This is a genomic window from Streptomyces ferrugineus, assembly GCF_015160855.1.
Classification (GTDB): Bacteria; Actinomycetota; Actinomycetes; order Streptomycetales; family Streptomycetaceae; genus Streptomyces; species Streptomyces ferrugineus.
Map to the genome: position 1 here is coordinate 3,992,668 of NZ_CP063373.1, position 24,350 is coordinate 4,017,017.

Sequence of the window (24,350 nt, forward strand, 5' to 3'; positions counted from 1 at the left end):
CCCTTACTGCTGGGTGGTCGCGTCGGCCTGGGAGGCGAGTCGCGCGGCCTGGGCTTCCAGGCGCTCCCGGATTCGCGCGGCGACGCTCTCGGAGACATGGGCGCCCGCGGGCTGCAGGAGGCGGTGAACTGGGTTGCGGTGTGGTCCGAGGAACGTCTTCTCGACCAGGCGCACGGTGCACACGAGGGTGGAGCCGTACGGGGTGAGGGGCACGAACACGGAGTCCACGTCGGCCGGGGGTTCCTTGGTCGCGTCGTCGATGATGACCTCGGCGAGGTTCTCGTCGTCGGGGATGACCTCGGTCGGGGTGGCGTATGAGGGCGCCTCCGGGGCTGCCGGGGGTTCCTGGACGGCCGGCGGCTCGAGCGGAGCGGCGTCGGGCGCCTTCGGAGTGGCGTCGGCGGCCGGTGTCGACTCCTCGGGCTCCTGGGCAGTCGGGGCGGTCTCGTCGGTGGTCGCTGCACTGGCGTCCCCGGCGGGGGCGGTCGCCTTCGCCGGGGCGCCGGCCGTCGTGGTGGCCTCGGCGGTGGAGTCGGCAGCGGTGTTCTTGGTGGCCGCGGTCTTGCGAGTGCGGGCGGTGCCTGCCATGAGTGGCTCTCCCTCTCGGGGTTGTGGTCCGGACGGCGCGTACCCTGCACGGCCGCGCGCGCTTGTGTCGCGCGCTGCGCTGGTTACCTCGAGAGGTTGTGTGAGCAGTGGAAAGCCCCGGGGTGCAGCCCTCGGGGCTTTCCACCGTCAGGTATCAGGAGTAGGTGAAGCCTCCCGTCTTGGTGACGTTGCCGGTGTCGGCCGCGACGACGACGTTGACGGCACCTGCCGCACCTGCGGGGGTCTTGACTTGCAACTCGGTCGCGGAGATGACCTTGAGCTCGGTGCCCGGTGTCGCGCCGAAGTTGACCGCGGAGACCCCGTCGAGCCGGGTGCCCGTAATGGTGATGGTGGTCCTGCCCGCGGCTGGGCCGGTCGTCGGCGTGATGGTGGTGACCGTGGCGGCGGGGTCGAAGTGTCGGTCGGTCTGGGACTGGGGGACGACGGTCCCGGCCTGGTAGAGCAGGTGGCGCCGGGAGCCCTCGGGTCTGCCGTCGCCGGGCCCGTAGGCCTTGGTCTCGTATACGTCCTCGCTGAGGCGCATGGGGGTGTCGCTGGCGGGGACTGCGGGGAACGCGGACTGCTCGATGCGTGTCCCGTCTTCCTTGTAGAGGCCCATGGAATCCTTCCTGGGGTCGAGTGGCCGGCGAAGGATGGGGCACGGGGGTCGCTTGGGTCGCGTACTCGCTGGGGAGCGGGGAACTTGCCCAATTGGGCAAGAACGATCTTGATGTGCCCCCGAGGCGGCTACGGCCGTCCGCCCCTGAACTGCTTGCCGGGGCCACGACGTCGCGCGTCCTGTTCCCGCTGCAGTTCGCTGAACCGTTTGTCGCCCTGCTTCTTCTTGAGGTGCTTGATGTTGTTCGCAGGGATGCCAACCTTCTGCGGGCCGAGCACGGACACCAAGCACCCCTCATCGGCCCGGGAGGTGTACCCGGCCTCGGTGAGGGAGTCCGCGTCGGGGAAGATGTCGACGTGCCGCTCGATGGTCACGTCGACCAGGTGGTCCTCGCGGCCCCCGAGTGAGTACACCCACTTGAAGTTCTCCGGCGGGTCAGGCTCCACGACGTCCCGGAACAGAGAAACGCTCTTGGTGTACGCGTAGAACTTCACGCCCGGCGCGGCCCGCATCACGCGCATCCACGCCTCGGTGTACTCCGTGGAGAAGAAGTCGCCGGCGTCGTGACAGCGAACCCACCGGCCTTGGTACCGCTTGTGCTGGAGTTCCGCGGTCATCTGCGCTTCCCAGCCGGGCAGATCGTCGAGCAGCATCATCAGATTCGCCTCGTGGCGCGCCTTGACGCCCGCGAACCGGTAGGCGCCCTGCCGCGCGTAGCAGAGCTGCGCGCAGATCCCCGCAGACGGGCACGTGTTGTAGGTGCGGCCGTCCGGCAGGGTCCCGGCCCACGCCGGGATGGACCAGTTCCATATGCCCTGTCGCCGCAGGTCTGTGTTCTGGGTGAGTAGCCACCGTGGTTTGTCAGTCATGCCCGGACCGTGGAGTTCTGGGATGGCTTGCGTCGCGCTCAGAGGATCCGCAGGTCGTCCCAGCCCTCGGGGCCGACGCTGAACACCAACAGGCCGGAAGTCGAGACCTCCCCGGAGCGGACGGCGTACCAGTCGCTGCCGTTGTCGAGGGTGGGGGCCTGGATCCACAGCCTCCCGTTGCCCATCTGCTGCGCGCGGAAGTGGTGGTAGTGGCCCGTGATCAGGATGTCGGCGTCCGCGACAGGCTGGCGGCCGAAGGTCTGCCCCCTCCACCAGTCGCCAGCTTTCTCAGGCCGCGGGTACTGGTGGCCGTGAGCCAGGCCTACGATGCGCCCGGCGATGTCGAGCGACACGGTGTCCCGCCACCGCTCCGGCATCACGAACGAGACGTGCCCGTAGGCGTCCTGGTTGCGGGCGTAGGCGTCGGCCACCTGGGACATGACCTCGATGCCCCAGTCGTCGACGGGCGGGCCGACGGCGTCCTTCCCGCGACGAACACGGCCGTGGTTGCTGCCGCACGTCGCGGCGACGACACGGGCGAACTTCCCGGCGAGGCGGTCCAGGCCCTCGAAGGTGACGCGGCGGTGGACGCGGATCATCTCGGTCAGGGTCAAGTCGTTGGTGAACGCCTGCTGCGTCGTGTTCTCGAAGCCTTCGACACAATCTCCGGCGTCGGCCCAGTAGGCGACGGACGGGGCGCGGCCGACGGCCTTGAGATCGCGGATGTGGTCGTCCAGCTTGTCGAACCGGTCGGCGACCCGGGCGATGAGCTCCGGAGTGCCGCCGTCGCGGCCCACCTTCCCGGCCTGGGCGTCGGCGTACACCACGACCAGGGCGCGCTCCGCGGTGTCGACGGCGGCGCGCGGCTTCCGGCGGCGGCGCATCGCGTCCCGTACGAGGGCGTCGACGTCGCCGGCGGACATCCACGCGGGCTCGGCCGGTTCGATGACGTACCGGCAGCGCCACACGGCGCGGGTGACGGCGTCCTCGCCCTGGGCGTCGCGGTGCCAGGCGGCCGGGTCGTGCTTGGCCTCGACGAGGCGGACGCGGAAACCGTCGGGGATGGTCAGCCCCATCTCCTCTACGCGCTTGCGCAGCTCGTCGTCACCGGCCGGTGGCTTGTCGGCGGGCGGGGCGGTGACGACCATCGTGCCGCTCGGCTCGTAGCGCACCCCGCTCTCCCAGCCGCGAGGAACGGCCGGTTGGAGCCGCTGGGTCTGCGCGGGCTGGCTCTGTTCATGGGAGGCAGGCTCGAGGAGCGCCTGCAGCTCGTTGTTCAGGGTCATCGCTCGCACCGGCATCCGTTGGGCTTCCCACGTCGTCGGTGCCGATTGACGGTGTAGGCCGTGACGGCGTCGCCGTACCGGCTGAGGGTCTCGGCGATAGCCGTGGCGGAGACACTGGCCGAGTCCAGCACCGCGCGGAGGGATGCGGCCACGTCGGCATCTGCGGCTTCCAGGAGCGCGCCGACGCTGCAGCGGGGGCCTCGATGAGCGGCGGGAGCGCCCGCAAGCGCGTCCAACTCCTGAGCGAGGCCTATGGGTTGTTTCTCGATCACCAGCGTCCTCCGTCGTCGTGACTGTGGTACGTGGGAGGGGGCGCGCCCGTGGCCCGGGTGCACCCCCTCACCCCCGTCCGGATCACGGGGCCGGCGTGGTCCAGGTGCCGATGACGAAGCTCTCCGGCCGCGGAACCTCGAGCGCCAGGCGCTCGTCGGCGCGGAACGTGATGAGGCCCTGCTCGTAGTTGATGCCGTTCTCCGACGAGACGGTCACGGAGACGTTCTCGCGGTCGTGGAGCTGCGCGCCGAGACCGAACGCGCCGATGAGGAAGTCGGTGTCGGCCATCGCGGTCGTCTCGACGACGTTGAGGCGCCACACCTTCTTCTCGGCGCCGATCGCGACGGCGATGGCGACGCGGAAGGCGCCGTTCTTGTCCTCCTCGACCTCCACGTGCTCCCACATCGTGGGCGACAGGACGATGCCGGTCGGGTCGTATTCGGCCAGCAGCGCCCTGGTGATCGCGCGCCGAATCTGGACGCTGTACTGGTCGGTCGCGAGACCGGTGTACTGCTGGACGCCCGGCGTGTTGTAGATGCCGGTGATGGACTGGCCGTCGCCGATGCTGTGCAGAAGGTCCCAGTCCTCGGCGTACTTGACGCCCTCCACCATGCGTGTGTTGATGAAGGTCTTGAGCCTGGGTTCGTCGCTGAGGATGTTCTTGTGCGCATCGAGCAGGTGCGCGACCTCGGCCACCGGGTACATCACCGGGGTCAGCGTGAGCTTCGACCGTGGGGCGCGGCCCCAGGTGTCGGTGTCCGCCCCGGTCGCCGGCGACGTGCCGTCCGCGGCGTACCGCTCCTTGATCTGCTTGGCGCTGTTCGTCCAGCCGGTCTCTCGCGCGCCGTACAGGACGGCGTTCTTGGTCGTGCTCTTCGGGAACAGGTCCCTGATGTGGAACTTCCTGAAGGGCCTTTCGGCGATGCCGAGGTTCTGCGCGGAGCCGAGGACCTGGTGGGTCACCGTGCCCGCGGACAGGGAGAAGATGGACTTCCCCTCGATGTCGGCGCGGATGTACGGCTTGTCACGGAACCCTGCCTGCGTGGCGTTCTGGTAGGAGGCGGACTCGACGAACAGGTCGCCGAGGGACTTCTCCTCGATGCCGGGACGCTGGCCGTAGTGGGTGGCCGCGGCCGGCGGGTTCTCCGGGGCCTCGAGGTACTGCTTGATCTCGACCAGGCCCTGCTCGGCGTCGATCAGGCTCTTGATCTCCGCGGCCTCGGCAGAGACCTTCTTGAAGGCCTTCGCCTGCTCGCTGGAGACGACGAACTGACCGCCGTCCTCGACCTTGAAGGTCTGGCTGATGCGCTCGGCCTCGGCGGACTTGACCTGGAGCGCCTTCTGCAGCTCCTCGATACGTGTGGTGGTGGCGGGCATTTGGGGTGCTCTCCCTGATGCTGGGGGCGGTTGACGTGCGTCGCTCGCCCGGCCAGCACCGGGACGCCTCAACGCGAGGCGGAATGGAAAGGGGAGACTGGGGTTAACGTCGCGTGCTGCCCGCTCGGGACGTCAAGAGTGGGCAGCACATGGGGTTTGACCTGCTGTTTTGTTGTCAGCGGTGCGGGAGCTCCGCGGGTTGGGTCCGGGTTGGGGGGTGCAACTCAGCTCCGTATCAGGGCGAGTGCGGCCTTCACTTCGTCGGCGTCCATGCGCACGGTGTCCTCCGGTGCGCGGGCCGGCTCCGCGCCCTCGTGGTCCACGTCGTCTTCTCCGTCGTCGACGTCGCCGAAGGCGTCTTCGTCCCACAGGGCCAGTCCGAGCGGGGTGGCGGCCGCCGTACGCTCCGCAGGTGCGGCGTCGTCTTCGTCGGCGGCGATGTCGAGTCCCTTGGCGGACAGGGCCGCGATCAGGTCGCGTACCTTGTCGCGAACCTCCTCGAACTGCTCCGGGTCCGCGGTGCTGCTGCTGACGCGGGCGGTGGCGTCGGCAAGCGTCTCCACGGTGGGCTGGACGACCCGGGCGTCGACGTCTTCGGCCTCGGTGGCTGCTCGGTGGGCGGTGGTGCCCTCCGGTACGACGATGGTGGCAAGTTCGACGGGCTGCGGCTTCTCCAGGGTGATGTCACCGGTGGCCGTGACCGTGTACGGAATCGCGTAGTGGCTGCTGCGTCGCTCGGTCGCCCCGTCTTCGCTGTGCACGGAGACGATGACGCGGTCCGGATAGGTGCCCTCGATGCACGTCCAGGTGCCGCCGTCCTGGTCGAGGAGTTCCCGGACCTTGTCGGAGAGGCGGGAGCGGAACTGTTCCTGCGACTCGGGCATGGGCTTGGGGGACATGGCGAGAGCCTCCAGGTGGGCGATGTGCTTGCTCTTGGCCTCGATGACCGTGGAGCGGGCGGACTTGTGCTCGATGCGAGGCAGGGCGCGGGCGGCCTGTACGGCGGCGCGCGCGGACTTCTTCTCGGTGGAGGTCACGCCGTCCCGGGTGGCGTTGATGATGCCCTCGAGGACGTTCTCGGAGATGGGACGGGTCGGCTTCGGTGCCGGGCCCTGCGGGAGGGCGGCGCCGGCCAGGAGCTCCAACGGAGTTTCGCGGCACTCAGGCCGCAGAAGCGCCATGTCGGGGAGGGCAGTGATCGGCCACCAGGCCGTGACCTCCGTCGCGTCGCCCTTGGGGTCATCGGGGTTGGCGATGCGGCGTTCGTCGTGCGGCACGTTGATCGGCACGGAATCCTCGGTCGGGACGACCGCGACGAAGCCCCGGTAGATGCCGTTCGGGGCCGTCCAGGAGCCGATGACGCTTGCAGTGCCGGGCAGGGTCGAGCCGGTCTCCTCTCCCCACTCGCGTACCGCGGCCGTGAGGGGGTCTTCTCCGTCTTCCCTGTGTCCGCCGGGGAACTCCCACATTCCCGCGGCCGGATCGTCCTCGTCGAGCGTGCGCTGGATCATCAGCACGCGTCCGGTATCGGCGGCCTTCACGACCAGGCCCGCGACTTTGATGGCGTCCTTGCCCTTCGACGAGGCGACGACGTCGATCTCGACATGGGAAGGCGTGGTCTTGTACTCGAGGCCGTCGTGCCCGCCGGTGGCGGACTTCACCTCGAGGCTGCGCGTCAGGGGGTGCGCTCCGTGCAGAACGGGCGATACCTCGTACAGGTCCAGGTGGTGGATGACGCGGACTCCGTCACCGCGCAGGGACGCCTCTCCTTCTCGTACGCGGTAGCCGATGGAGAACGCGGCCTGCCCGTGCTCATGCCACTGCTTGACCTGCTCGTAGGCGTCACGGCCCTGGCGGGTGCGCAGGTTGTAGATCACGGTGGCGACGAGGGCGCCGGCCTCGGCGGGCCAGTCGGGGATGTCGGCGAATCGAGGGTCGCCGGGCATCCACTCCTCGCACGCGGCGACGACGCCGACGGGATCCTTCCACCCGTGATGCCAGACTGATTTGACGGGGCGTGAGGCCAAGGTGCGGGTGAAGGCGCCGGGCAGGACGAGGTCATTGACCTCGTCCACCACGCCGGTGACGGCATAGATTGCCCGGCTGGTGCCTCGCTGGGTGGTGCTGGGGCGTGCGGATCTGGTGGGTGGAGCAGCGCTCGGCACGGCGGGAAACCTCCGGCGGTGGACAGTGGGCCGCCGGGCACCGTGCCGTTCGCGTCTGCCTAGTGTCCTGTGCTGGCCACGGGCTGGAGCGGCCGCTGCTCAGCTTCGGAGCGGGCCATGGACCAACCGCGGTTCCAGTAGCGGTATCCGAACTGCTCCTCGGCGTTGCCGTACATGTTGTACGGGCAGGCGTCGGAGGGGTCTCCGGCCTCGTACGCGGCCTTGCCTTCGTTGAGCCGGTCCTGGAAGGTCTGGCGGTCGAGCTGCACTCTCGGCTCTCCTTACTGGCTCGCGAACATCGGGTCTTGCACGCCGCGGTCTTCGGGCGGGGCCTGGCCGCCTGGGGCTGCCGGGTCGGTCGTGCCGTCTCCCCCTTCGGGGCCGTGCGATCGGGTCATCTGCGCCCCGTCCACGTCGATGGCCCACGCATCAGGGTCTGTGTAGCGCCACATCTGGCCCGTGGAGTCACGCACCCATCCGGTCAGTGTGCCGTCCGGGGCCTGGTCGAGCCAAGCCTGTTCCCCATCGCTGCCGGTGTACGCGGCGAAGGCGTTCTCTGGGTCGGTCTCGTCGCCCTCGTCGTACATGTCTCCGGCCCAGGGGCGGGAGTCGTCGTCGGGCAGTTCCGGGGCCGCGCCCGGGTCCTCTCCGACGCCTTCTCCCTCCGGTGGCGTGTCCGTTGCCGGAGGCGCAGCGTGGTCCTCCGCCGGTGCGGCGGGGGCCGCGGTCGGGTCCTCGGGCAGGTCCTCCACCGCGGGGTCTTCGGAGGGGTCGTTGTCGGAGACGCCGGGGCCGGCCGTCTCGAGTGAGGCCTCTTCGGTGCCCGCGGTGTCCTCGTTCTCGTCGTCTTCCTCCCCGAAAGGCTTGCCGCCCTGGGGGAGAGCCTTGATGGCGAATCCGTATCTGGTCACGTGCGGAGCATGCGCACGGGGGAGCGGCTTGTGTCGCCGCCACCGCCCTCTCACCCTCTACCAAGATCATTCTTGCCCAATTGGGCAAGTCCGCCGGATCGGCTCCCCGGTACGCGCACCTGCCTCGGCACGCTCCCGCTCTCCTCGATGACGTTGGTGTACTCGCGGAGGACCGCGAGGACGGACGCCTCGTCGCCCCCGGCAACGGCCGTCATGGGGCCGGTCGGTGACAGGGCGACGGTCTCGCCCAGGTGGAGCTCCACCAGGGCCGCGGTCCGGTACGACCCGATCACCGGGCGGTCAGCCCGCCCGGTGATCTGCACTGTGTAGGTCGCACCGTCGTCGAACGAGCCGGTGACGGTGAGCACTGCATGCCTCCTTATCGAGTGGCCATCAGGCCCAGGAGGAACGCCCGCAGGTCGTCGTCCTGGTACCAGTCGCCGTTAAACATGGCCTGAACGGACCGCGCGAGACTGTCACCGGTCTCCGGTTGCGTCTGCTGCCGCCGCAGGAGTCGGTCCAGTGCGCTGCGCCGCATGCGGCGGGCGCCGGGCCGGCCGGTGTGCGTCCTGGTGAACCAGAACGCGCGCTGCGCGGCGTCCAGGTCGCCGAGGTGGCGGGCGAAGTGCTGCGCCAGGGCGTGCCCGGCGGTGCCCAGTCCTTCGTCGGCCAGGTCGGCGACAGTGATCCGCTGTCCCTCCGGCTCGTAGCGGCCCTGCGTGCCGTCGACGGCCGTCAGGCGGCGCGACTCGGGGGTGTTGAGCCACGCCCGAGGGATAAGGCGCTGCACGCCCCGTACGGCCCGTTCGGCGTCCGGGTTGGTGTCCGGGCCGAACACGATCGCGGCGTTGCCTTCGGGGCCCATGTCGCGGATGTCGGCAAGGGCTGCGGCGACGGCGTCGGGGACCGCGGCGGCGTACCGGGCCCGCAGGCCGGCGTACTCCCGGCGGGCGGCCGTCAACTCCATGCGGGCCGCGTCGATCTCGACCTCGAGGTCCGGGTCATCCGGGATGGTCGAGCCGCTGCGGGCCGCCTGCAGGTTGACCAGGCGCCGCTCGCTGGTGGCCACGTAGTCGTCAGCGTGCTGCAGCGTGGCGTGCGGGTCGTCGCCGAAGTCGTCGCCGAGGGCTGCGGACAGACGGCGGGTCACGTCCTGGTCGACGTCGCTGCCGGCCGCCCGCAGGGCCGCCATGTGGCGGAGCGCGGTCAGGCCGGGGCCACCGTCGGCCGCCCGGTCCGGCGCCCACTGGATACGGTCTGACCGGTCCGGGAGCCGTCCGGCTGCGAGCCGTCCCCACGTCGTCGGGCGCCGGAAGGTGACGCGCTGCTGCGCCTGCCCGAACCGCCCCGGTTCCGGCATCAGTCCGGCCCAATGAGAGATCCGCGCCGCCAGCGATTCGCCGTCCGCGTCGGGCAGGTTCACCGCACGGTGCAGACGCGCCAGGCGGCGTGACTCCGGCCACTGCCGGACACGGCGGACCATACGGCCGAGGAATGCCCGCAGGCGGGCCAGGCGCTCCCGTGCAGTGCTGTACTTCTCGGCGATCTTTCGTGCTCCGGCCTTCACTAGTTCCGCGAGGCGCTTGGTCATGCGGATCAGGAGAGCAACGATCCGAGCGAGGAGGCCCGGCTGTCGGCCGGCGTCCGGGGACGCCGCGGCGACCCGGGCGGCGATCCGGCGGGCCGTGGCCTGCCGGGAACCGGCCATGTGCTGGGTGAGGATGCGGGCGATCCGCTCGGCGTCGCCCGGGTCCACGCCCGCGGCCTGGAGCTGCTGCAGGAGCGCGTTCACCGCGTCGTCGGCGTGCCCCGTGACCGCCTGCGTGACGTCCGGGTCGGAGTCGGGATCCGTCGTGGACGGTCGACCCGCCACCTGGTCAGGGATGAGACGCAGTAGGTCCCGTGCGCGGGCCGCCAGGTCCTCGTCGCTCTCGTCGGGGAGCGGCTCGAGGTCGTTGATGGTGCGCAGGGCTGCCCGCACGGTGTCCGTGTGCGCCTGCTCGCGGGTGTCGCGGAGACGCCGCTGGGCGGCGGCCCGGTCTCGTCCGGTGATGCCCGCGGCGTCGAGCGCGGCGGCCGCGTGGCGTCGGGTCGCCTGGCGGGCATCGCTCAGGGCCTCCGGGGTGAGGCGCTGGGCGATCTGCTCGCGCAGGGCATGGATGTCACCGGGCGGCTCCGTGCCCGCTGTGGCCTCGTCGATGATGCGCGCGGCCAGGCTGCGGGCGTGGTCGCTGACGATCCGGTCGACGTCGGCCTGCTGCACCTGGTTGGGATCGCGGGGCGTACCAACCGGCGGGAGGGCCGGGGTGGGCCGGTTCCGGTCGTAGACGTTCACCGTACGGCCGTTGTGCAGACCGAAGTCGTGGACGTTGCCCTCCTCGTCCATGCCCGTGAGCTGCGTCCACCAGCCGTTGCGCTGCGGCTCGCCGATGATCGTCAGCCGCCGGTGGCCATTGAACTGGTAGCCGGTCCGGCTCACGGGCGCGTCGATGACGTCGCCGTCTCGCAGGCTTCCCGGGCGGACCCGGGCGACGGGCACCGAGGGTTCGTCCGGCGAGCTCAAGGTGTCCGGGGTAGCCGGAGTGGTCGGGGCGTCCGGGGTGGTGTCCGTGTCGTCGACGTCGGGCGGGGTGACGGGGTCCGGCTCGGCCTCGGGGAGCTGCCACACGGGCATCGCCCCGTGGACGACGCGACGCCGCCACTGCTGGTTCTCCTGATCCTCCAGGAGGAAGCTGCGCACGCCGCCGGGGCCGTCTTCGGCGTCGATGATGCGGAAGACACGCACCTGGTCGCCGCGGCGCTCGTCGGGCATGGCCACCAGGTCGCCATCCCCAACCTGAGCGGCGTTCGACGGGCGAGGCCGGTCGAGGCCCTCGGGCGGGGTACGGCCGGCGGCTCGGTCGAGGTGGTCCGCGGCCCGCAGAGCGGCGCGGCCCTCGAGAGTCGACGGGTCCGCGGCCGCGCGCAGTTGGGTGGCGAGTGCCGAGGCCTGCTCCGGGGTGACGGGCAGATCCGCGGTGATACGTACGGCGGCCTGGTGGGCGTCGGGGTTGTCCTCCGGGCCGTCGGCGTGGTCGCCGATGACGTCCCGGTCGCCCGCGGTGAGGTCCGGGTCGACGGTCGGGCCGGTTACCGGCTCCACCGTGTAAGGCGCGGGGTGCACAGTCAGGTCGTCGGCCGGTCGGGGGGCATCGTCCGGACCGAGCTCCGGGGCGCCGCCGTCCGGGCCCTGGGCGCGAGGCAGTACCGCGCGGGCATCGACGTCGATCTCGCCCATCTCGCCCGTCGTGGTGTCGGCGTATTGCAGGGTGACGCGGTCTCCGTCTCTGCTGGGCTCACCGGTGATCGCGACGGTGGCGAGGTGGCCGTCGAGGTCCAGGACCACGACGTCGCCGTCCTTGAGGTCCGCGGCCGCGGGCTCGTCGATGCCGGTCACCGGTTCCGGGGCGTCGTCGCGCACCTCGCCGGTGACGCGAAGGTCTCCGGCGCTGCGGGTGATGGTGCCGTCGGCCGTGGTGATGGTGACGGTGTCTCCATCGACGTCGTCGACGGGGCCGAGGAGGGCCCCGTCGTTGTCACTGACGACGCTCTGCGTGGTCACCCGGTGCCCGTCGGCGGTCCAGCCGTCGGGGCGCTGCCCGTAGGTGACGGTGACCGTCGTCGGCGAGACCGCGGTGTCGTCGTTGCCGTCGGACCAGTGCACCGAAACGGTGGTGTCGGTGGCGCCGGTGACGGTTCCCCCACGGTCGTCGGTGCTGGTGACGGTGCTGCCGGGGAACAGACCACGGCCCCCGCCGTCGGTGGGGATCTGGTCGGGCAGGTCGCCCGAGCGGAGCGCGGCCTGGGCACCGCTGGCCGGGGACCCGGGCACAACGTCGTCCGGCGCCTCGGCGCGCGCCGCGGTCGCGTTGACCGATGTGTAGACGTTTCCGCTGGCGCCGGTGCCATCCGGGTTTTCCGTGACCCAGGTACGCCACATCTGATCGGTGCGACCGCGGCGGGTGACGTCGACCAGCACGGGCCCTTGGTGGACGTACCCGGCGCGCTGGACGGGACGGCCGTTCTTGGTGGTGCCGTTCATGCGGACCATGTCACCGGGCACGAGGTCCTCGACTCGGGCCCAGTGTGCGGGCTGTCCGCCGATCGGCTCAGGGTCGGGCTCCGGCTCGGGCTCCGCCGGCGGACGGACGGTGTCCTCTGGATCCTTGACGGGCTCCGGCGTCGGCACCGCGGGGGACGGCGTGGTGCCGTCGCCCTGCGGCTCGTCCTCGGCGCGGGGCCGCTCGGTGTCGCTGTCCGGCCCGCCGAGGCCCTCGAGGAGGCGGCGGGCCCAGAAGGCGCGCGCGTCAAGGTCGTTGAGGACGTCGCGCTGCTCTCCTCCTCGCTGAGTGTCGGGCAGGAGGCCACGCAGCCATGCGAAGTCGTCGCGCGCCTGGACTAGGTCGTCCCTCAAGTCCCCGCTGGGCGACCGCTGGTCACGGAAGGCGTCGACCGTGCCGGTCAGCCGCTCATAGCGGGCGCGCGCCTCCGGATTGTTGCGGAGGGACTCCGGCAGTTCCGGCAGCTCCCGCGTCATGCCCGCCAGGTGCACGGTCACGGTGTCCCACACGTCGTCGCTGGGGTTCGCCGGGTCCGCGGGGCCGTCCTGCAGGGCGCGGATGACCAGGTTGGCGATGGCCGTGTCACGGCTCTGGGAACGGCTGTTCAGGTCGTGATCCAGGCCGAAGAACGGGTGGGCGTCCCACACCGGTTCGCGGTCGGGGTCGGACCGGTAGAGGTTGGAGATGGTGCCGATCTGCTGGCCGTCGAGCCACACGGACTCGGATTCGCCTGCAGGGCGCAACTCGGCCCGGTCAGCGAACTCCTTCATCCGGTCATGTCCGCCGAACCGGAATGCGGCGTCTTCCTCGCTCTCGACATCCGCGGGGTTGAACGGCGGCGGCGGGGTGACGTCATCGGCCGTGAAGGGGGCCGTGTCGTCCGGGGCGCCGCTCTCGGTTTCGGCCGCGCGGCGCTGCTCCTCCTCGAACAGGTCTCGGTCTCTGCGGTCTCCGTCGCGGCGTGACTGCTTGAACTGTGCGAACGTCTGGCGGCCGCCGTTGTTGTCGAACCACTCCTGCAGTTCCTCGCTCGCGTACTGCCTCCACCGGTCGCGCGCCGACAGGCTGCCACCGGAGAACAGCTCTCGCTCGTCGAAGGGCAGAGCGCCGAACTTGTACTCGCGCTTGAAGAAGTAGCCGTTCGTGAAGTCGACAGCCTGGCGGTAGCGGGCCTCGTCCCAATCGGCGAACTCGGCACGCAAGACACGGTCGGCCTCCCGCTGCCGGTACTGCGGATACGTGAGCCGGCCGTGGCCGACGTTCTCGTCATCGCCGTCGATCCAGAGGTTCAGCTCAGGCGAGGCCAGTTCCTTCGCGCGCTTGTTGCTGTACTTGGTGCCGGAGAACACGGCGCGCGGATCAATGCCCTGGGCCTCGGCCTCGGAGCTGAGCATGCGCCCACCAGTGGCCTCCATGGCTGCCTGGAAACGCTCCTCATCGAGGGCGTCGAACTCTCGGCGCAAGCGTCCGGGGGCGGCCGAAGCGGGCTGCGTGACGTCCGTGTCGCCGAAGCCGAGGGCCTCATCCATGGCACGGCCGCGGCGCTCCGCCTCTTCGGCGTCCGCCGGCGGAGTGTCCGGTACGGCAGCACGGATCCGCTCGTCGACGTAGCCGTCGCGGCGGTCCATCTCCGCCATGACGCGCAGTTCGTCATCCGGGCCCAGGCCCTGCCGGTAGGCGGCCTCGAGCTCCGGGTCGCTCAGGGTGGAGAGGTCCTCGGGCAGGGTGAACGCACCGCTGCGCTCCTGCTCGTAGTCGTCCTGCACTGCGCGGAGCGCTTGGGGGAGGCTGCGGCCTTCCCCATCACGCCACGCGAGCGCGCTAGCCGGGCCCCACGGCTGGTGCCAGTCGAATGGGTCGCCGTTGCGGTCGGTTATCTCCTCGAACCGCCCGGCGAGGGTCCGCGCCTCTTCGGGGTCGTCCGAAGTCAGGGTGAGGCCGGGCAGGTTGGTGCCGTTGCGGGCCTGGGCGAAGCGCCACACGGTGGAGCCGTCGGCCTGCGGCTCGGGGTACACCGCCAGACCGCCCTCGGGCGACAGAGCGAGGCCTTCCCGGTCCGCCAACTCGGCCAGGTGGGAACGCCGCTCGGGGGTGTCCTCGGCCGCTGTGAGGTCCTCTCCGGTCCGCCAGGCGTTCCGCAGGGAGTCAACGTCGCGGTGACGGGAGCGGCGGGATCGGCCACCGTCACGGTTGCCGGAGGAACCGCTGCCGCCCTCGCCGCCGTCCCCGGTCGCGTCGGGGACGTTGAAGTCCGGCAGGTTCAGGTGCGGCAGGCCGGGCCCACCCGGACCGCCACCGCCGGGGCCGCCGTTGCCGCCACGGTCACGGCGGCGACGCCGACGCCTGCGCCGCTTCTCGTCGTCTTCGTCGCCCTCCGGGGCGTCCTGGTCGTTGTCCTCGCTCTCCGGGCCGTCGCCCTCGCCGCTGCTCGAGTCGTTGCTGTCGTCGCCGTCGGGCGTGCCTGCGTCGCCGCCGTCGGGCTCGCCATCAGGGTCGGCCGCACCGCCGTCGAGATCGCCGTCGCGGTTCCGCTGGCGGCGCTCCTCGTCGTCCTGGTCGTCGTTCTGCTGCTCGTCCTCCTCGCCCTCCTGGGCGCCCCCGTCCGTCGCCTCGTTGCGGTTGTCGTCGTCCTGGCCGTCGTTGGACGCGCCGTCGGTGCTGCGGTCGTCGTCCTGGCCGTCGGGGTCGTCGCCGCGGCGTTCATCGCTGTCGTCCTGCTCACCGCGAGCGATACGTGCAGCGCGGCGGAATCGATCGGCGGCGAGCTCACCCTGCGGGCCTGCGAGCTCATACTGCTCGGCGAGCGCGTCGATCCGGTCTGCGATGTCGCGGAGCTCCGCATCCCGATCTTCGGATGAGTCGGCGCGGTCGAGACGGTCGACGAGCTCCTGCATCTCCGGCAGCGACTCGCCGCCCACGGCGTTCATGCCCTCGCCGAACAGGCCCTGCGCCCGGCCGGCACGGTCGTCGTCGTTCGGGCCGTCCAGGTCCGGGCCGTTGTCGGGGCCGTCAGCGTTTCCGTCGGTGTTCTGGAAGTCCGGATACCGAAGGTCGCGCTCGGCCTTCATGCGGGCTGCGGTGGCCCACGACCTGGTCCTGCGCGTCTCGTACGGCAGCTCAAGGTCCGGGTCGTCGAACTGGCTCTCCAGCCACGCGGCCTCGTCGCGGATCTGGCGGAGGTCGCCCTGCAGATCGTCCGTCTCGCCCCGGCTGACGCGCTGGATGAGGTCCTGCAAACGCTGGATGCGCTCCGGGTCCTGTAGGCCTTCCCTGCTCTGGAGGGTGGCGATGTCGTCGCCGATGTCGGCCATGCGGGCGCGGAGTTCGTGCCGCCATGCCGGCGTCGGCTCCGGCCGCGTACGGTCGCTGGCCCACGCGAAGGTGTCGTCGGGGTGGCTCAGGAAGACGGGGCTGATGTCCGAGCGGGAGCCGTCGAGATTGGAGACGGACAGGACCATCGTCCCGTTGTCGTTCCGGCTCACGCTGTTCACGCGGACCGGCTGCCTCCAGCCCACGGGGTACGGGCGGCCGTTCCCGTCCTGCCGCGTGATCGGCACGCGGATGACGTCGTTCTCGGCCACGTCGTCGCGGTCGCCGAGGGCCCACCCCTCGGGTGCCTCGCTGCGGGCCTGCTCCCGCCGGGCGTCTTCGTCGGCGTTCTCACGGCGGACGTCGCGGTTGCGGACGAGCGCGGCCACGGCCTCCGCGCGTCTCGCGTAGGAGTCGGGGGAATCCTGCCCGTCAGCGTTGGTGTACCGCCACTTGCGAGCGAGTTGGCTGACGGTGCCGGCGTCCTCGCCGTCGACGGTCACCGGGTACGAGCCGTCATCGTTCCGCTTGCCGATCTCGGCCCGCGCGAGCGCTTCGGCCCGCTCCTGCTTCTTCTTCTCCTTCTTCTCACGGTCCCGGCGGGCGTTGTCGCGATTGCGCTGCTCCTCGTGCAGCTTGCCGCGGCGGCTGGCGACAGGGGAGAGCGCGAGCATGGCGTTGCCCTGAATGCGCGGGCCTTCCCCGGTGCGCGAGACGTGCCGGTTCTGCCACGCCTGCAGCTCCTCGAGCTCGGCCTGGATGTCCTCGTCGGTCATGTCCGCCGGCGACGTGTCCCGGATCGGCGCGTCGGGCGCCGTGGCGCTGTCGGCCGTGTCCCTGTCCTCGGACTGCCCCGGGCGCTGCCAGGCGTCCCACTGCTCGGGGGTGAACCGCTCCACGAGGCCACGGGGCGGCATGGTGACGGTGTGCTGGGTCGGGTCGCCGGGCTCCCACTGCTGCCGGTCGTCGTTCCAGCGTCGCGACTGGTAGGTGACGAGAGTGCGGCCCTGGTCCCCGGACGCAGAGGCGGCCCGCCCCTTGAAGGTGCCGTAGTACGGGGCAAGGCTGCGGTCGCGGTCGGCAGGGTTCTCGGCGTCGAACCGGACGAGGTCGCCATCGCGGATGTCCCACGGGTGGAACAAGGTCCCGCCGTTGGGGCCGTCGCCCTGGGGCTCCGGTTCCCGCTCGGGCAGCGCGGCGAGCGCGCGGTCGAGGTCCTGGCCCAAGTCGAACAGACCGGCCCGGACGGACTGCGCCTCGTCGGACTCGGGCAGGAGGTCCCGAGTCAGTCGTCCCGCGACGTAGTCGAGCTGTTCGCGGACGCGCCGCAGGTCCTCGCGGGCGTCGCCGGTCGGCGGGTCTCCGGCGAGGATCCCATCGAGGGACTCGCGGATCTTGGCGTAGTCGCCGCGGATACGACGGACGTCGTCCTTGTGCTGCCGGGACAGGCCCGTGAGGTTCGGCAGGGGCGGGAGCTCGGGCAGACGGTCGAGGACGGTGCGGGCGGTCTCCGTCTCGTCTCCCGGAGTGTCCGAGGTCTCGGGGCCGTCAGAGCCTTCCGCGGTACCGGGGGCCTCGGGGGTGTCCGGGGTGCCGTTGGTGATGAGGTCCGGCGTGCCGAACTCGTCAGTCGGCCGGGGCGCGTTCGGGTCCGCGGTCGGGGCCGGACGCTCGTCCTGGCCGAAATCGTCCGGGGTCATCTGCGTCCACGGCAGGCCATCGCCGGCGTCGCTTGGCTCCCGGTCCGGCACTATGCCGGGCTTGGCCGTGCCGAAGGTGGCGTCGGTGCGGGGCACTTCGAGCTCGACGTCCTCGTCACCGCTGCGGCCGGTGATTAGGACCTGGCCCATGTCACCGCGGCGGATCTCGGAGACCTCTAGCGGCTCCGACCAGCCGGTCACGACGCGTCGACGGTTGTCTTCCGAGCGGCCCAGCTCGGGCACACGGATGGTGTCGTCCGGCTGCACGTCGTCCCACGCCGAGTGCTTCCAGCCCTCACCGGCCCGCTCATTGCGGGCGTCGGTGAGCTTGTTGAGCGCGGTGATGGCGGCCGCGCGAGTCTTGTACCGCTCACTGGTCGGGGTCCGGCCGTCGCGGTCGACGAACAGCCACTTCCCCTTCTTCTCCTGGTAGACGATCCCGATGGGTGCACCGTCTCGGCCCTGGACCTGCTCAGCCTTCTTCGCGGCCAGCGCGGCAGGGTCACGGACGAGGCTGGCCAGGGCCCGGCGGTGCGACTCGTCGCGTCGGCGCGCAAAGTTCCGTTCGGACCGAGCGGTGGTCAGGGCGTGGATGCGGGCGCTGACCTGCCGACGCACGGTCCGGGCCGCCGGATCGTTGCCCTCGGGGAGGGTGGCGCCCTCAAGGTGTGCCAACTCCGCCGCGATCTGGTCGTCCCGCATGGTCTTGGGGTCGGTGGCTCCCGGGCGGGGCGTGCCGTCGTCGGCAGGCTCGTCGAACATCGTCCTGATCTCGCCGCCGCGGCGGCGGGCGAGGACGCTGTCGTACGGAGTGGGCCCGCGGCCCTGCAGGCGCAGGTTCTTCGGGCCAATGGAGTCGACGGTGTCCCAGGAACGGCCGGTCCACACTTCGTCGCCCGGCAGGAAGTCGGTGACCGCCCAGGTCCCCGCCGGGGCGAAGTAGTGCCCCTGGAGCTGCTCGAGCTGCTCCTCGGAGAGCTCCGGCTTCTCGGTCGACTCTTCCGGGGCCTGGTAGGCGACATTCCGCCCGTCCAGCCACTCCTTGAGTCGACGCACCTTGTCCTCGCGGCGGGACAGCGTCATGTTGCTGGGCAGGTAGAAGAACCGGGGTTGTGTCCTGTCCCGGCTGGCCTTGAATCCCAGGCTTCGCAGCACCGCGAACTCTTCGTCGCTGACCATGCCGTTCGGCGTGGGGAAGCGAACGACGGTCCCGGTGCCGCTGTGGTCGATGGTGACCTGGTTGGGGGCCGCGGCAGGCTCGGCGGCCGCCGGGGCATCGGCATCGCTCGGTGCGTCGGCAGCGTCCGGGGCCGGGGCCTCGGCCTCCGGCGTCTCGCCCGCCGGGGAGTCCGCGGACGGGGCGGCGCCCTCGGGGGCGTCTGTCTCGGGTACTTCGGGAGCGTCCTCGTCCGGGTGCAGTACGCGCAGTTCTCGGTCCGCGGCGAGGAAGTGCTCGCCACCGTTCTCGTCGACGACGCGGATACGGCCTCGGGGGGTACGCAGCGGCGGCTCCGCCACGGTGTGCGTGCGCCCCTGAGTGTCGACGAACCGGTCTCCCTCCTCGAAGTCCATCGGCTTGCGGGACTGCGGGGGGCGCAGCTTGCTCGTGTCGCGGCCCTCGGCGTCGGCGAACATGTCCGGCGTGCCAAAGGGATCGTCGGCCTGGTCGTCCGGGTTGTTCGGGTCGGCCACGAACTGCTGCTGTTCCTCCGGGCCGACGTCGAACAGGCCGCCGGGCTCCTCCGCGGGCGCCTTCGGCTTGGGCTTCGGCTCCTCCTTCGGCTTCCGGCCGGCGCGGCGGGCCTCCTCCGCCTCGAGGACTCGCAGGCGGGTGCGGTCGACGCCGGACAGCTCGCCGCCGTTGGCCATCTCCCGCTCCATCAGGGAGACGATCTCGTCGCGGATCTCCCCGTCGTCCATAGAGGACGGGGCTTTGGAACCTTCGGGGCGTACCGCGTCGATCTGCGGGGACACCTCGTCGGGGGTGAGGGTGACGGTGGTGTTCGCCTCCGGGGCGTCAGGTTGGGGGACGTCCGGCTTCGGGGCGTCGGACTCGGCCGCCGTACGCTTCCGCTTCTTCTCCGTGATTGCGCGGGAGTCGGCCTCGAACCGGTCGGCGTTGTCGTCCAGGCCCTCCTCGAGCCGGTGCAGCGCCTTTGCCAGGTCCTGCGTGACGCCCTCGGTGTCCAGCTCGTGGAGAGCGGTCAGGGCGCCATGCATCGCGTCGGCGTTCTCCTGGTAGCCGTCAGTGCCCTTTGGGGTGTCCGTGACGTTCTGCATGTGCTGGGCCAGGGTGCGGAATTCCTCCGGCGCTCCGTCCGGCCACTGCTGCTCGGCGAGCTCGTTGACCTTGCCCCAGTCGCTGAGGACGCGCGCGGCCGCCCGCTTGGCGTCGCCACTGTTGGGGTGCTGCTGCGTGCGGTCGGGGACGTCGCGGAGAACATCCTCCGGCCGCCGGCGGGCCTTGGGTACTACGGTCAGTGTGTCGCCGGGGCGCGTGCCGAACTGGTCGATCTCGCCGCGGCCGCCGAGGTTGCGGGTGGTGAAGGTGCGGCCGCCCTGGTAGCGGTCGATACGCCCGACCACGTGCCCAAACTCCCCGCGTGCAATGACGTCCCCGACCCGGACGCGGTCGGCACGGAGTTCCTCGGGCGTGAAGCCATCGGTGTGCCCGGACACGGCGACCTGGCTCGGCATACGCAGGACACGTGCGGTGTCCCCGGACACCATCACCTTGCCGTCCGGGCCAGTCAGCGTGACGTCCACCAGGGGAGCGCCACGGGTCCCCGGGCCCCCCGAGAACGTGGGGGCAACGGTGCCCTCAACGGTGACCGTTCCCGGCTTGGGCTGATTCCGAGTGCTCATCGGCCACTCGATGTCGCTGCTGGAGACGGTGACCTTGACGCGGTCGCCGGGCTTGAGGGCCTCACGACTGACCGGCGCGGCCGAACCAGCGTCTGCGGCCGGGGCCACAGGCTCGGACGGCCGTGGACGCGCGGCCGCGGGCTTCTTCGCCGCGGGCTTCTTCTTGCTGCTGTCGAACTCCTGGCGAGCCCGCTCGATCGCGGCCCGAATGTTCTCACCCCTGCTGGACTGCCACGTCCGGGCTACCTCGTCCAGGTTCGGGTCGGTGAAGTCGAACACTCGACTGTCAGGGCCGAGACCGTCACCCGTACCCGAACGCACGTGACGATCAAGGAAGTAGGCGAAGCTGCTGGCCTCGTTGCGGTCCTTGAAGTCGCCTGCCATGTCCATGCGCTGGCCGGTCCCAATGGCGGTCAGGTACCAGCGACGGGTTGTGTCGTCGCGGAGGGCGAGCAGCCTGCCATTCGCGGTGGCCTGCAGTTCCTTCTCGACGGCCAGGTGCCGCAGGAACGTGGCCATGGCGGGCTTTTGACCGGGGTGCTCAGCGAGCTGCAGAAGGTGCCGACGGACAGCAGCGATGTCTTTGAACCGGTGGTTTCCAGGCGAGTTGATCAGCCGATTAGGCAGGTGATCGATGTCAACGACCTCGGGCTGGTCATCGTCGTCGTCGGGTCCGTCTCCGTCGTCGTCACCGATGGGGCGGCCCTGATCGTCGGTGTTGTGTGGATCGTTGGGGGTGTCGGGGTCCCCGTCGTCGTCCCGGCGCAGGCCGTTGCCGCGGCGCGGGTCCTTCGTGCGCCGCTCGTCCTCGGCAACGACCTTGTCCTCGTTGTCCGTGGGCGCGGTGCCGTCGGGCCGGGCAACCATGGACACCCACTTGGCGCTGGTGGTGTGCCGTCGGCCGCGGAACTCGTTCGGGCCACTCTGGTCCTGGACGAGGACGCGGTCGTTGGGAAGCGCACGGACAACGCGTGCGAGCTTGCCACCCCACAAGCGAACCGTTCCGCCGGTCTCGATAAACCTGCCCTTGCTGTCGCGTGGGTGCAGGGCGGGGTTCCACTTACGGCGGGCAGCCTTGACCTCGAGGTCGTCACTCAGGTCCTGCAACTCAGCGTGCGCAGCAGCGGGGCGATTCAGCATGCCGCGGACCATGCACACCGGAGGTGGTTAGCGTCGCGCCGTGCTGATCGGGCGCGACGCCGTGATCGCGGCTTACATGGTCTCGGTGAGGATGTGCAGCAGGAACCACGCCGCGCCTCCGCCCAGAATGACGGTGAACAGCGCGCGGCCCGCCTTGGAGCTGCGGATCCGGAACAGCTTGCGGGTGTTCTCGCTGAGCGTGTCGTCGTCCTTCTTGTTGAATAGCGCGATGGCCTCGTAGACGAAGAAGAACGCCGTCCATGAGCCCCAGAGAAGTGCGCTGGTGTTCCTGCGGATGAAGGCGAGGGTGCGTCTCACAGTCACTCCTTGGGGCCGGTGTCGTAGTGCAGGCGGCAACGGCAGTTGATGGTCAGGGCGATCGGAGCGAAGGGGTCGCCGGGGTACCGGAGCTGGGCGCCGTCGATCTCGTACGGGGTACCAACGGGCAGGGTTTTGCCGTGCAGTGCCTTGTGCGCGGGCCGTACGCGGTCGTCCTGGCGCGTGATCCACGTCCGGACGACTCCGGGCCCGGCACTCTCCGCCGCGGCGTCAGCGGCCCCGTTGATGGTCGACACGGCGCACGTCTCCGCGATCCGTTCGACCCAGCCGAGTCCGGCGCGCTCGTAGAACCGGCCGACCGTCCGCTCCAGGTCCTCGAGCCTGAGCTCCGCCTCCGGGATGGTCTGGAGACTGCGCAGTTCCTCGGCCAGGTCGCCGAGCAGCGCGGCTACGGCCTGGCCGGCGTACAGCGCGGTGATGAGAGCAGAGGCGACGGCAGTCGAGGGAGCCGTGTCGGTGCCGGCGATGGCCTGGCCGAGCCTGCGGGCTGTGGTGGTCGCGGCCTGCTGCAGGATCGGGGCGAGGGTGTTCGTCGTCTCCTCTTCCCAGCGGGCCGCACTGACGACGCGGTCTTCGTCGATATTCGCGTCGCCGACCCGGGTGTCGTTCTCGTTCTCCGGCTCCCAGAACCGCGTGTACTTGCGGATCTTCGGCGCGCGGAGCCGGGCGATGATGACCCCCTGCTGGCGTGCCAGAAGCGCAGTGAGGGCTGCCTGTATGGCCATGGAGAGGGCGTCGAAGTCGGTGTCGGTGACCTCGAAGCCCTCGACGGGCAGTGCCTTGGTCTCGAGATGGGCGCGCGCCTTCTCGACGTCCTCGGCGGCGGGGCCGGACTCGGGCTGGATGGTGGTGGCGAGGGCACGCGCCACATCGCCGGCAGCGTCTCCCGGGGCGGCTTCGGTGACTTCGGCGCGCGCCGCGGCAACGTCATCGGCCGCGGTCAGGGCCGGGCCGGAAGGCAGCTCGAGGGGCGCCTGCCCGCGGGCCATGGCAACGTCGTCAGCGGCGGTCGGGGCCAGTTCGAGTGCGCGGGCCTCGGCGACCGCCGCGGCGGCGGACTGGTCCCCGCCTGCTGCGGGCAGTGCGGCGTTCGGGTCGGCTCCAAGGCCGCCGCCGGCACCGGGTTCCGGGGCGAGGCCGAGCGCGGCGGCGTCCTGGTCGTTGGCCGGGACGGGGGCCTTCTGCGGGCTGATCCACAGGGCGCGGGACTGAGGAACGTTGAACCTGGGGCGCCCGGCGATGTCGCGGTACTCGTCGATGGTGATCAGACCCGCCTCGAACTCCTTGCGGGCCTCCTCGCGGGCCTGACGGCGGGGGAACTCGAGGGCCTGCACACCGCTGGTGTCGAAGCGGATCACCCAGTCGTCGGACAGTTCCGGGTCGAACGCCGACGCGATGAGGTTGAGGTGGGGCAGTTCGGTGTGGTCCCAGAAGTTCCACTCTTCGCGGTCGGCGTTGTTGAACGTCCGCTCGGAGGCGTTTCCGATGACGCTCTCGTAGACGCCGAACGAGGAGAGGATCTCGTTCTTCGCAGTGCTGGACAGCGTCTCGTAGGCCATCTCTCGCGGGCGGGCGGAGGTGTCGACGTAGGTAACACCACCGGGTCCTGTCCCGACGAGGGTGAGCTGCCCGGCATTGTGCGCGCCCGGGGCGAGGCGCTTCTGGATTCGCTCGACTTCGTTGGCGTCGACGCCGTCCAGGTCGATGCCGACGATGCCGCCGGGGCGGCCGTCGTTGTCGATAAAGCTGATGTTGTATGTGCGGGCCTTCACGTCCAGGTCGACCGACAGCCCGGCGGCCTCGAGCGGGGTCACGCCGCAGAAAGGATCGGTCGGGTGTGGATCACGCAGCCAGATGACGTACTTCGGCTTGAGCTCCCGGATGCTCCCGTTGTAATCCGTGAACTCGAAGTGCTTCACGTAGCTGGCGTTCTCGTCGTCCGGGATGATCTGGACGCGATCCGGTGGTAGCAGGTCAAGCCTGACCAGGACTCCGCCGCGGCTGTAGGTCTTCTCGATGAACACGCCCTTTTTGCTGAGTAGCAACTGGGCGCTGAGTCGCTTCTTGAAGACGTCGCCGGTCTCCAAGGGGTTGGCCTGCTTGTTCAGCAGCTTCAACAGCGGGTGGTCCTGGAGGACTTCCTCGAACTGCCGCTCGTCGCCGCCGCGGCCGATCTGCACCGGCAGGGTGGAGGCGTGCTTGCTGATCGCCTCGACGCTCTTGAAGGTCCAGATGGAGCGTTCGTAGCCCTCGATGATGACGCGCTCGAGGTCCCAGCCGTCCGCGCGGCCGGGGGTGCCCCACACGTTCGTGACGCCGGCGTACGACATGGACGTGTAGACGCCCCCGGCGAGGAGGTCCTTAGTCTCCGCGGGTGCGGACGGCGGCTCGGCTGTTCTGGGGGCGAGTAGCCCGCGGAGAGTGGGGAGGAACTGGCGGGGCATCAGGCCCCCTCGGACTCACGGCCGGTGGTGAGCGCCAGGCCAGCCGCAGTCACTGCGAGGGCGACGCCGATCCAGCCGAGGGGCACGCATAGCGCGAACGCGCAGCCGGTCAGACCGCTGTAACCGACGCCAACGGCTGTCCAGCGCAGGATGTGGGCAGCGCGTGAGGCGTCGGGCTTGGGGGCGATCAGCAGGCCCGTGGCGAGGATCCCGCCCATGGCGGCGGAGAGGCCTGCGGCCCAGTGGAGTGCGCCCAGCGCCACAAGGACACCGAGCACGCCGAAGGCGGTGAGGCACAGACCGGCGGCTTCGCGGGCGAGGGCCCTGGAGGTTCGCTGAGTAGTCACGCCGCGCACCATGAACAG

The 24,350-nt window shown here is 70.6% G+C and carries 13 protein-coding genes; all 13 read right to left on the bottom strand.

The window, feature by feature from the left end:
- Nucleotides 1-3: 3 nt before the first annotated feature.
- Nucleotides 4-588: a hypothetical protein gene (locus IM697_RS18195; RefSeq protein WP_194048744.1), complete on the bottom strand. Its 585-nt coding sequence runs from the start codon at nucleotides 586-588 to the stop codon at nucleotides 4-6.
- A 154-nt stretch (nucleotides 589-742) separates the two neighbouring features.
- Nucleotides 743-1,207: an IPT/TIG domain-containing protein gene (locus tag IM697_RS18200; protein ID WP_194048745.1), complete on the bottom strand. Its 465-nt coding sequence runs from the start codon at nucleotides 1,205-1,207 to the stop codon at nucleotides 743-745.
- A gap of 128 nt (nucleotides 1,208-1,335) precedes the next feature.
- Complete coding sequence (locus IM697_RS18205) at nucleotides 1,336-2,076, bottom strand: GP88 family protein (RefSeq protein ID WP_194048746.1); 741 nt, start codon at nucleotides 2,074-2,076, stop codon at nucleotides 1,336-1,338.
- A 38-nt stretch (nucleotides 2,077-2,114) separates the two neighbouring features.
- Nucleotides 2,115-3,362 carry a metallophosphoesterase family protein gene (locus IM697_RS18210; RefSeq protein ID WP_228044731.1) on the bottom strand — a complete coding sequence of 416 codons (1,248 nt, stop codon included), beginning with the start codon at nucleotides 3,360-3,362 and terminating at the stop codon, nucleotides 2,115-2,117.
- A 354-nt stretch (nucleotides 3,363-3,716) separates the two neighbouring features.
- On the bottom strand, nucleotides 3,717-5,012 hold the full coding sequence (locus tag IM697_RS18215; RefSeq protein ID WP_194048748.1) for a phage major capsid protein: 1,296 nt from the start codon (nucleotides 5,010-5,012) through the stop codon (nucleotides 3,717-3,719).
- Nucleotides 5,013-5,236: 224 nt separating this feature from the next.
- A complete protein-coding gene (locus IM697_RS18220; protein WP_194048749.1) occupies nucleotides 5,237-7,090 on the bottom strand; it encodes an NUDIX domain-containing protein in 1,854 nt (617 codons plus the stop codon).
- A gap of 146 nt (nucleotides 7,091-7,236) precedes the next feature.
- Nucleotides 7,237-7,446, bottom strand: coding sequence for a hypothetical protein (locus IM697_RS18225; RefSeq protein WP_194048750.1), 210 nt, complete (start codon nucleotides 7,444-7,446; stop codon nucleotides 7,237-7,239).
- 12 nt (nucleotides 7,447-7,458) lie between these two features.
- Nucleotides 7,459-8,088, bottom strand: a complete 630-nt coding sequence (locus tag IM697_RS18230; RefSeq protein WP_194048751.1) for a hypothetical protein — start codon at nucleotides 8,086-8,088, stop codon at nucleotides 7,459-7,461.
- Nucleotides 8,089-8,138: 50 nt separating this feature from the next.
- Entirely contained in the window at nucleotides 8,139-8,456 is a 318-nt protein-coding gene (locus IM697_RS18235; protein ID WP_194048752.1) for a hypothetical protein, read from the bottom strand.
- Nucleotides 8,457-8,467: 11 nt separating this feature from the next.
- On the bottom strand, nucleotides 8,468-21,202 hold the full coding sequence (locus tag IM697_RS18240; protein ID WP_194048753.1) for a hypothetical protein: 12,735 nt from the start codon (nucleotides 21,200-21,202) through the stop codon (nucleotides 8,468-8,470).
- A 72-nt stretch (nucleotides 21,203-21,274) separates the two neighbouring features.
- Nucleotides 21,275-21,520 carry a hypothetical protein gene (locus IM697_RS18245; RefSeq protein ID WP_228044733.1) on the bottom strand — a complete coding sequence of 82 codons (246 nt, stop codon included), beginning with the start codon at nucleotides 21,518-21,520 and terminating at the stop codon, nucleotides 21,275-21,277.
- Nucleotides 21,521-21,522: 2 nt separating this feature from the next.
- Entirely contained in the window at nucleotides 21,523-23,985 is a 2,463-nt protein-coding gene (locus IM697_RS18250; RefSeq protein WP_194048754.1) for a phage portal protein, read from the bottom strand.
- On the bottom strand, nucleotides 23,985-24,332 hold the full coding sequence (locus tag IM697_RS18255; protein ID WP_194048755.1) for a hypothetical protein: 348 nt from the start codon (nucleotides 24,330-24,332) through the stop codon (nucleotides 23,985-23,987). Before IM697_RS18255 ends, IM697_RS18250 begins: the two co-directional genes overlap by 1 nt.
- Between the last annotated feature and the right edge of the window lie 18 nt (nucleotides 24,333-24,350).

Bases quoted from the DNA above. Each gene is read 5' to 3' on its own strand.
- IM697_RS18240 (WP_194048753.1), bottom strand. From the start codon at position 21,202: ATGCTGAATCGCCCCGCTGCTGCGCACGCTGAGTTGCAGGACCTGAGT.
- IM697_RS18250 (WP_194048754.1), bottom strand. From the start codon at position 23,985: ATGCCCCGCCAGTTCCTCCCCACTCTCCGCGGGCTACTCGCCCCCAGA.
- IM697_RS18205 (WP_194048746.1), bottom strand. From the start codon at position 2,076: ATGACTGACAAACCACGGTGGCTACTCACCCAGAACACAGACCTGCGG.
- IM697_RS18200 (WP_194048745.1), bottom strand. From the start codon at position 1,207: ATGGGCCTCTACAAGGAAGACGGGACACGCATCGAGCAGTCCGCGTTC.
- IM697_RS18195 (WP_194048744.1), bottom strand. From the start codon at position 588: ATGGCAGGCACCGCCCGCACTCGCAAGACCGCGGCCACCAAGAACACC.
- IM697_RS18210 (WP_228044731.1), bottom strand. From the start codon at position 3,362: ATGACCCTGAACAACGAGCTGCAGGCGCTCCTCGAGCCTGCCTCCCAT.
- IM697_RS18215 (WP_194048748.1), bottom strand. From the start codon at position 5,012: ATGCCCGCCACCACCACACGTATCGAGGAGCTGCAGAAGGCGCTCCAG.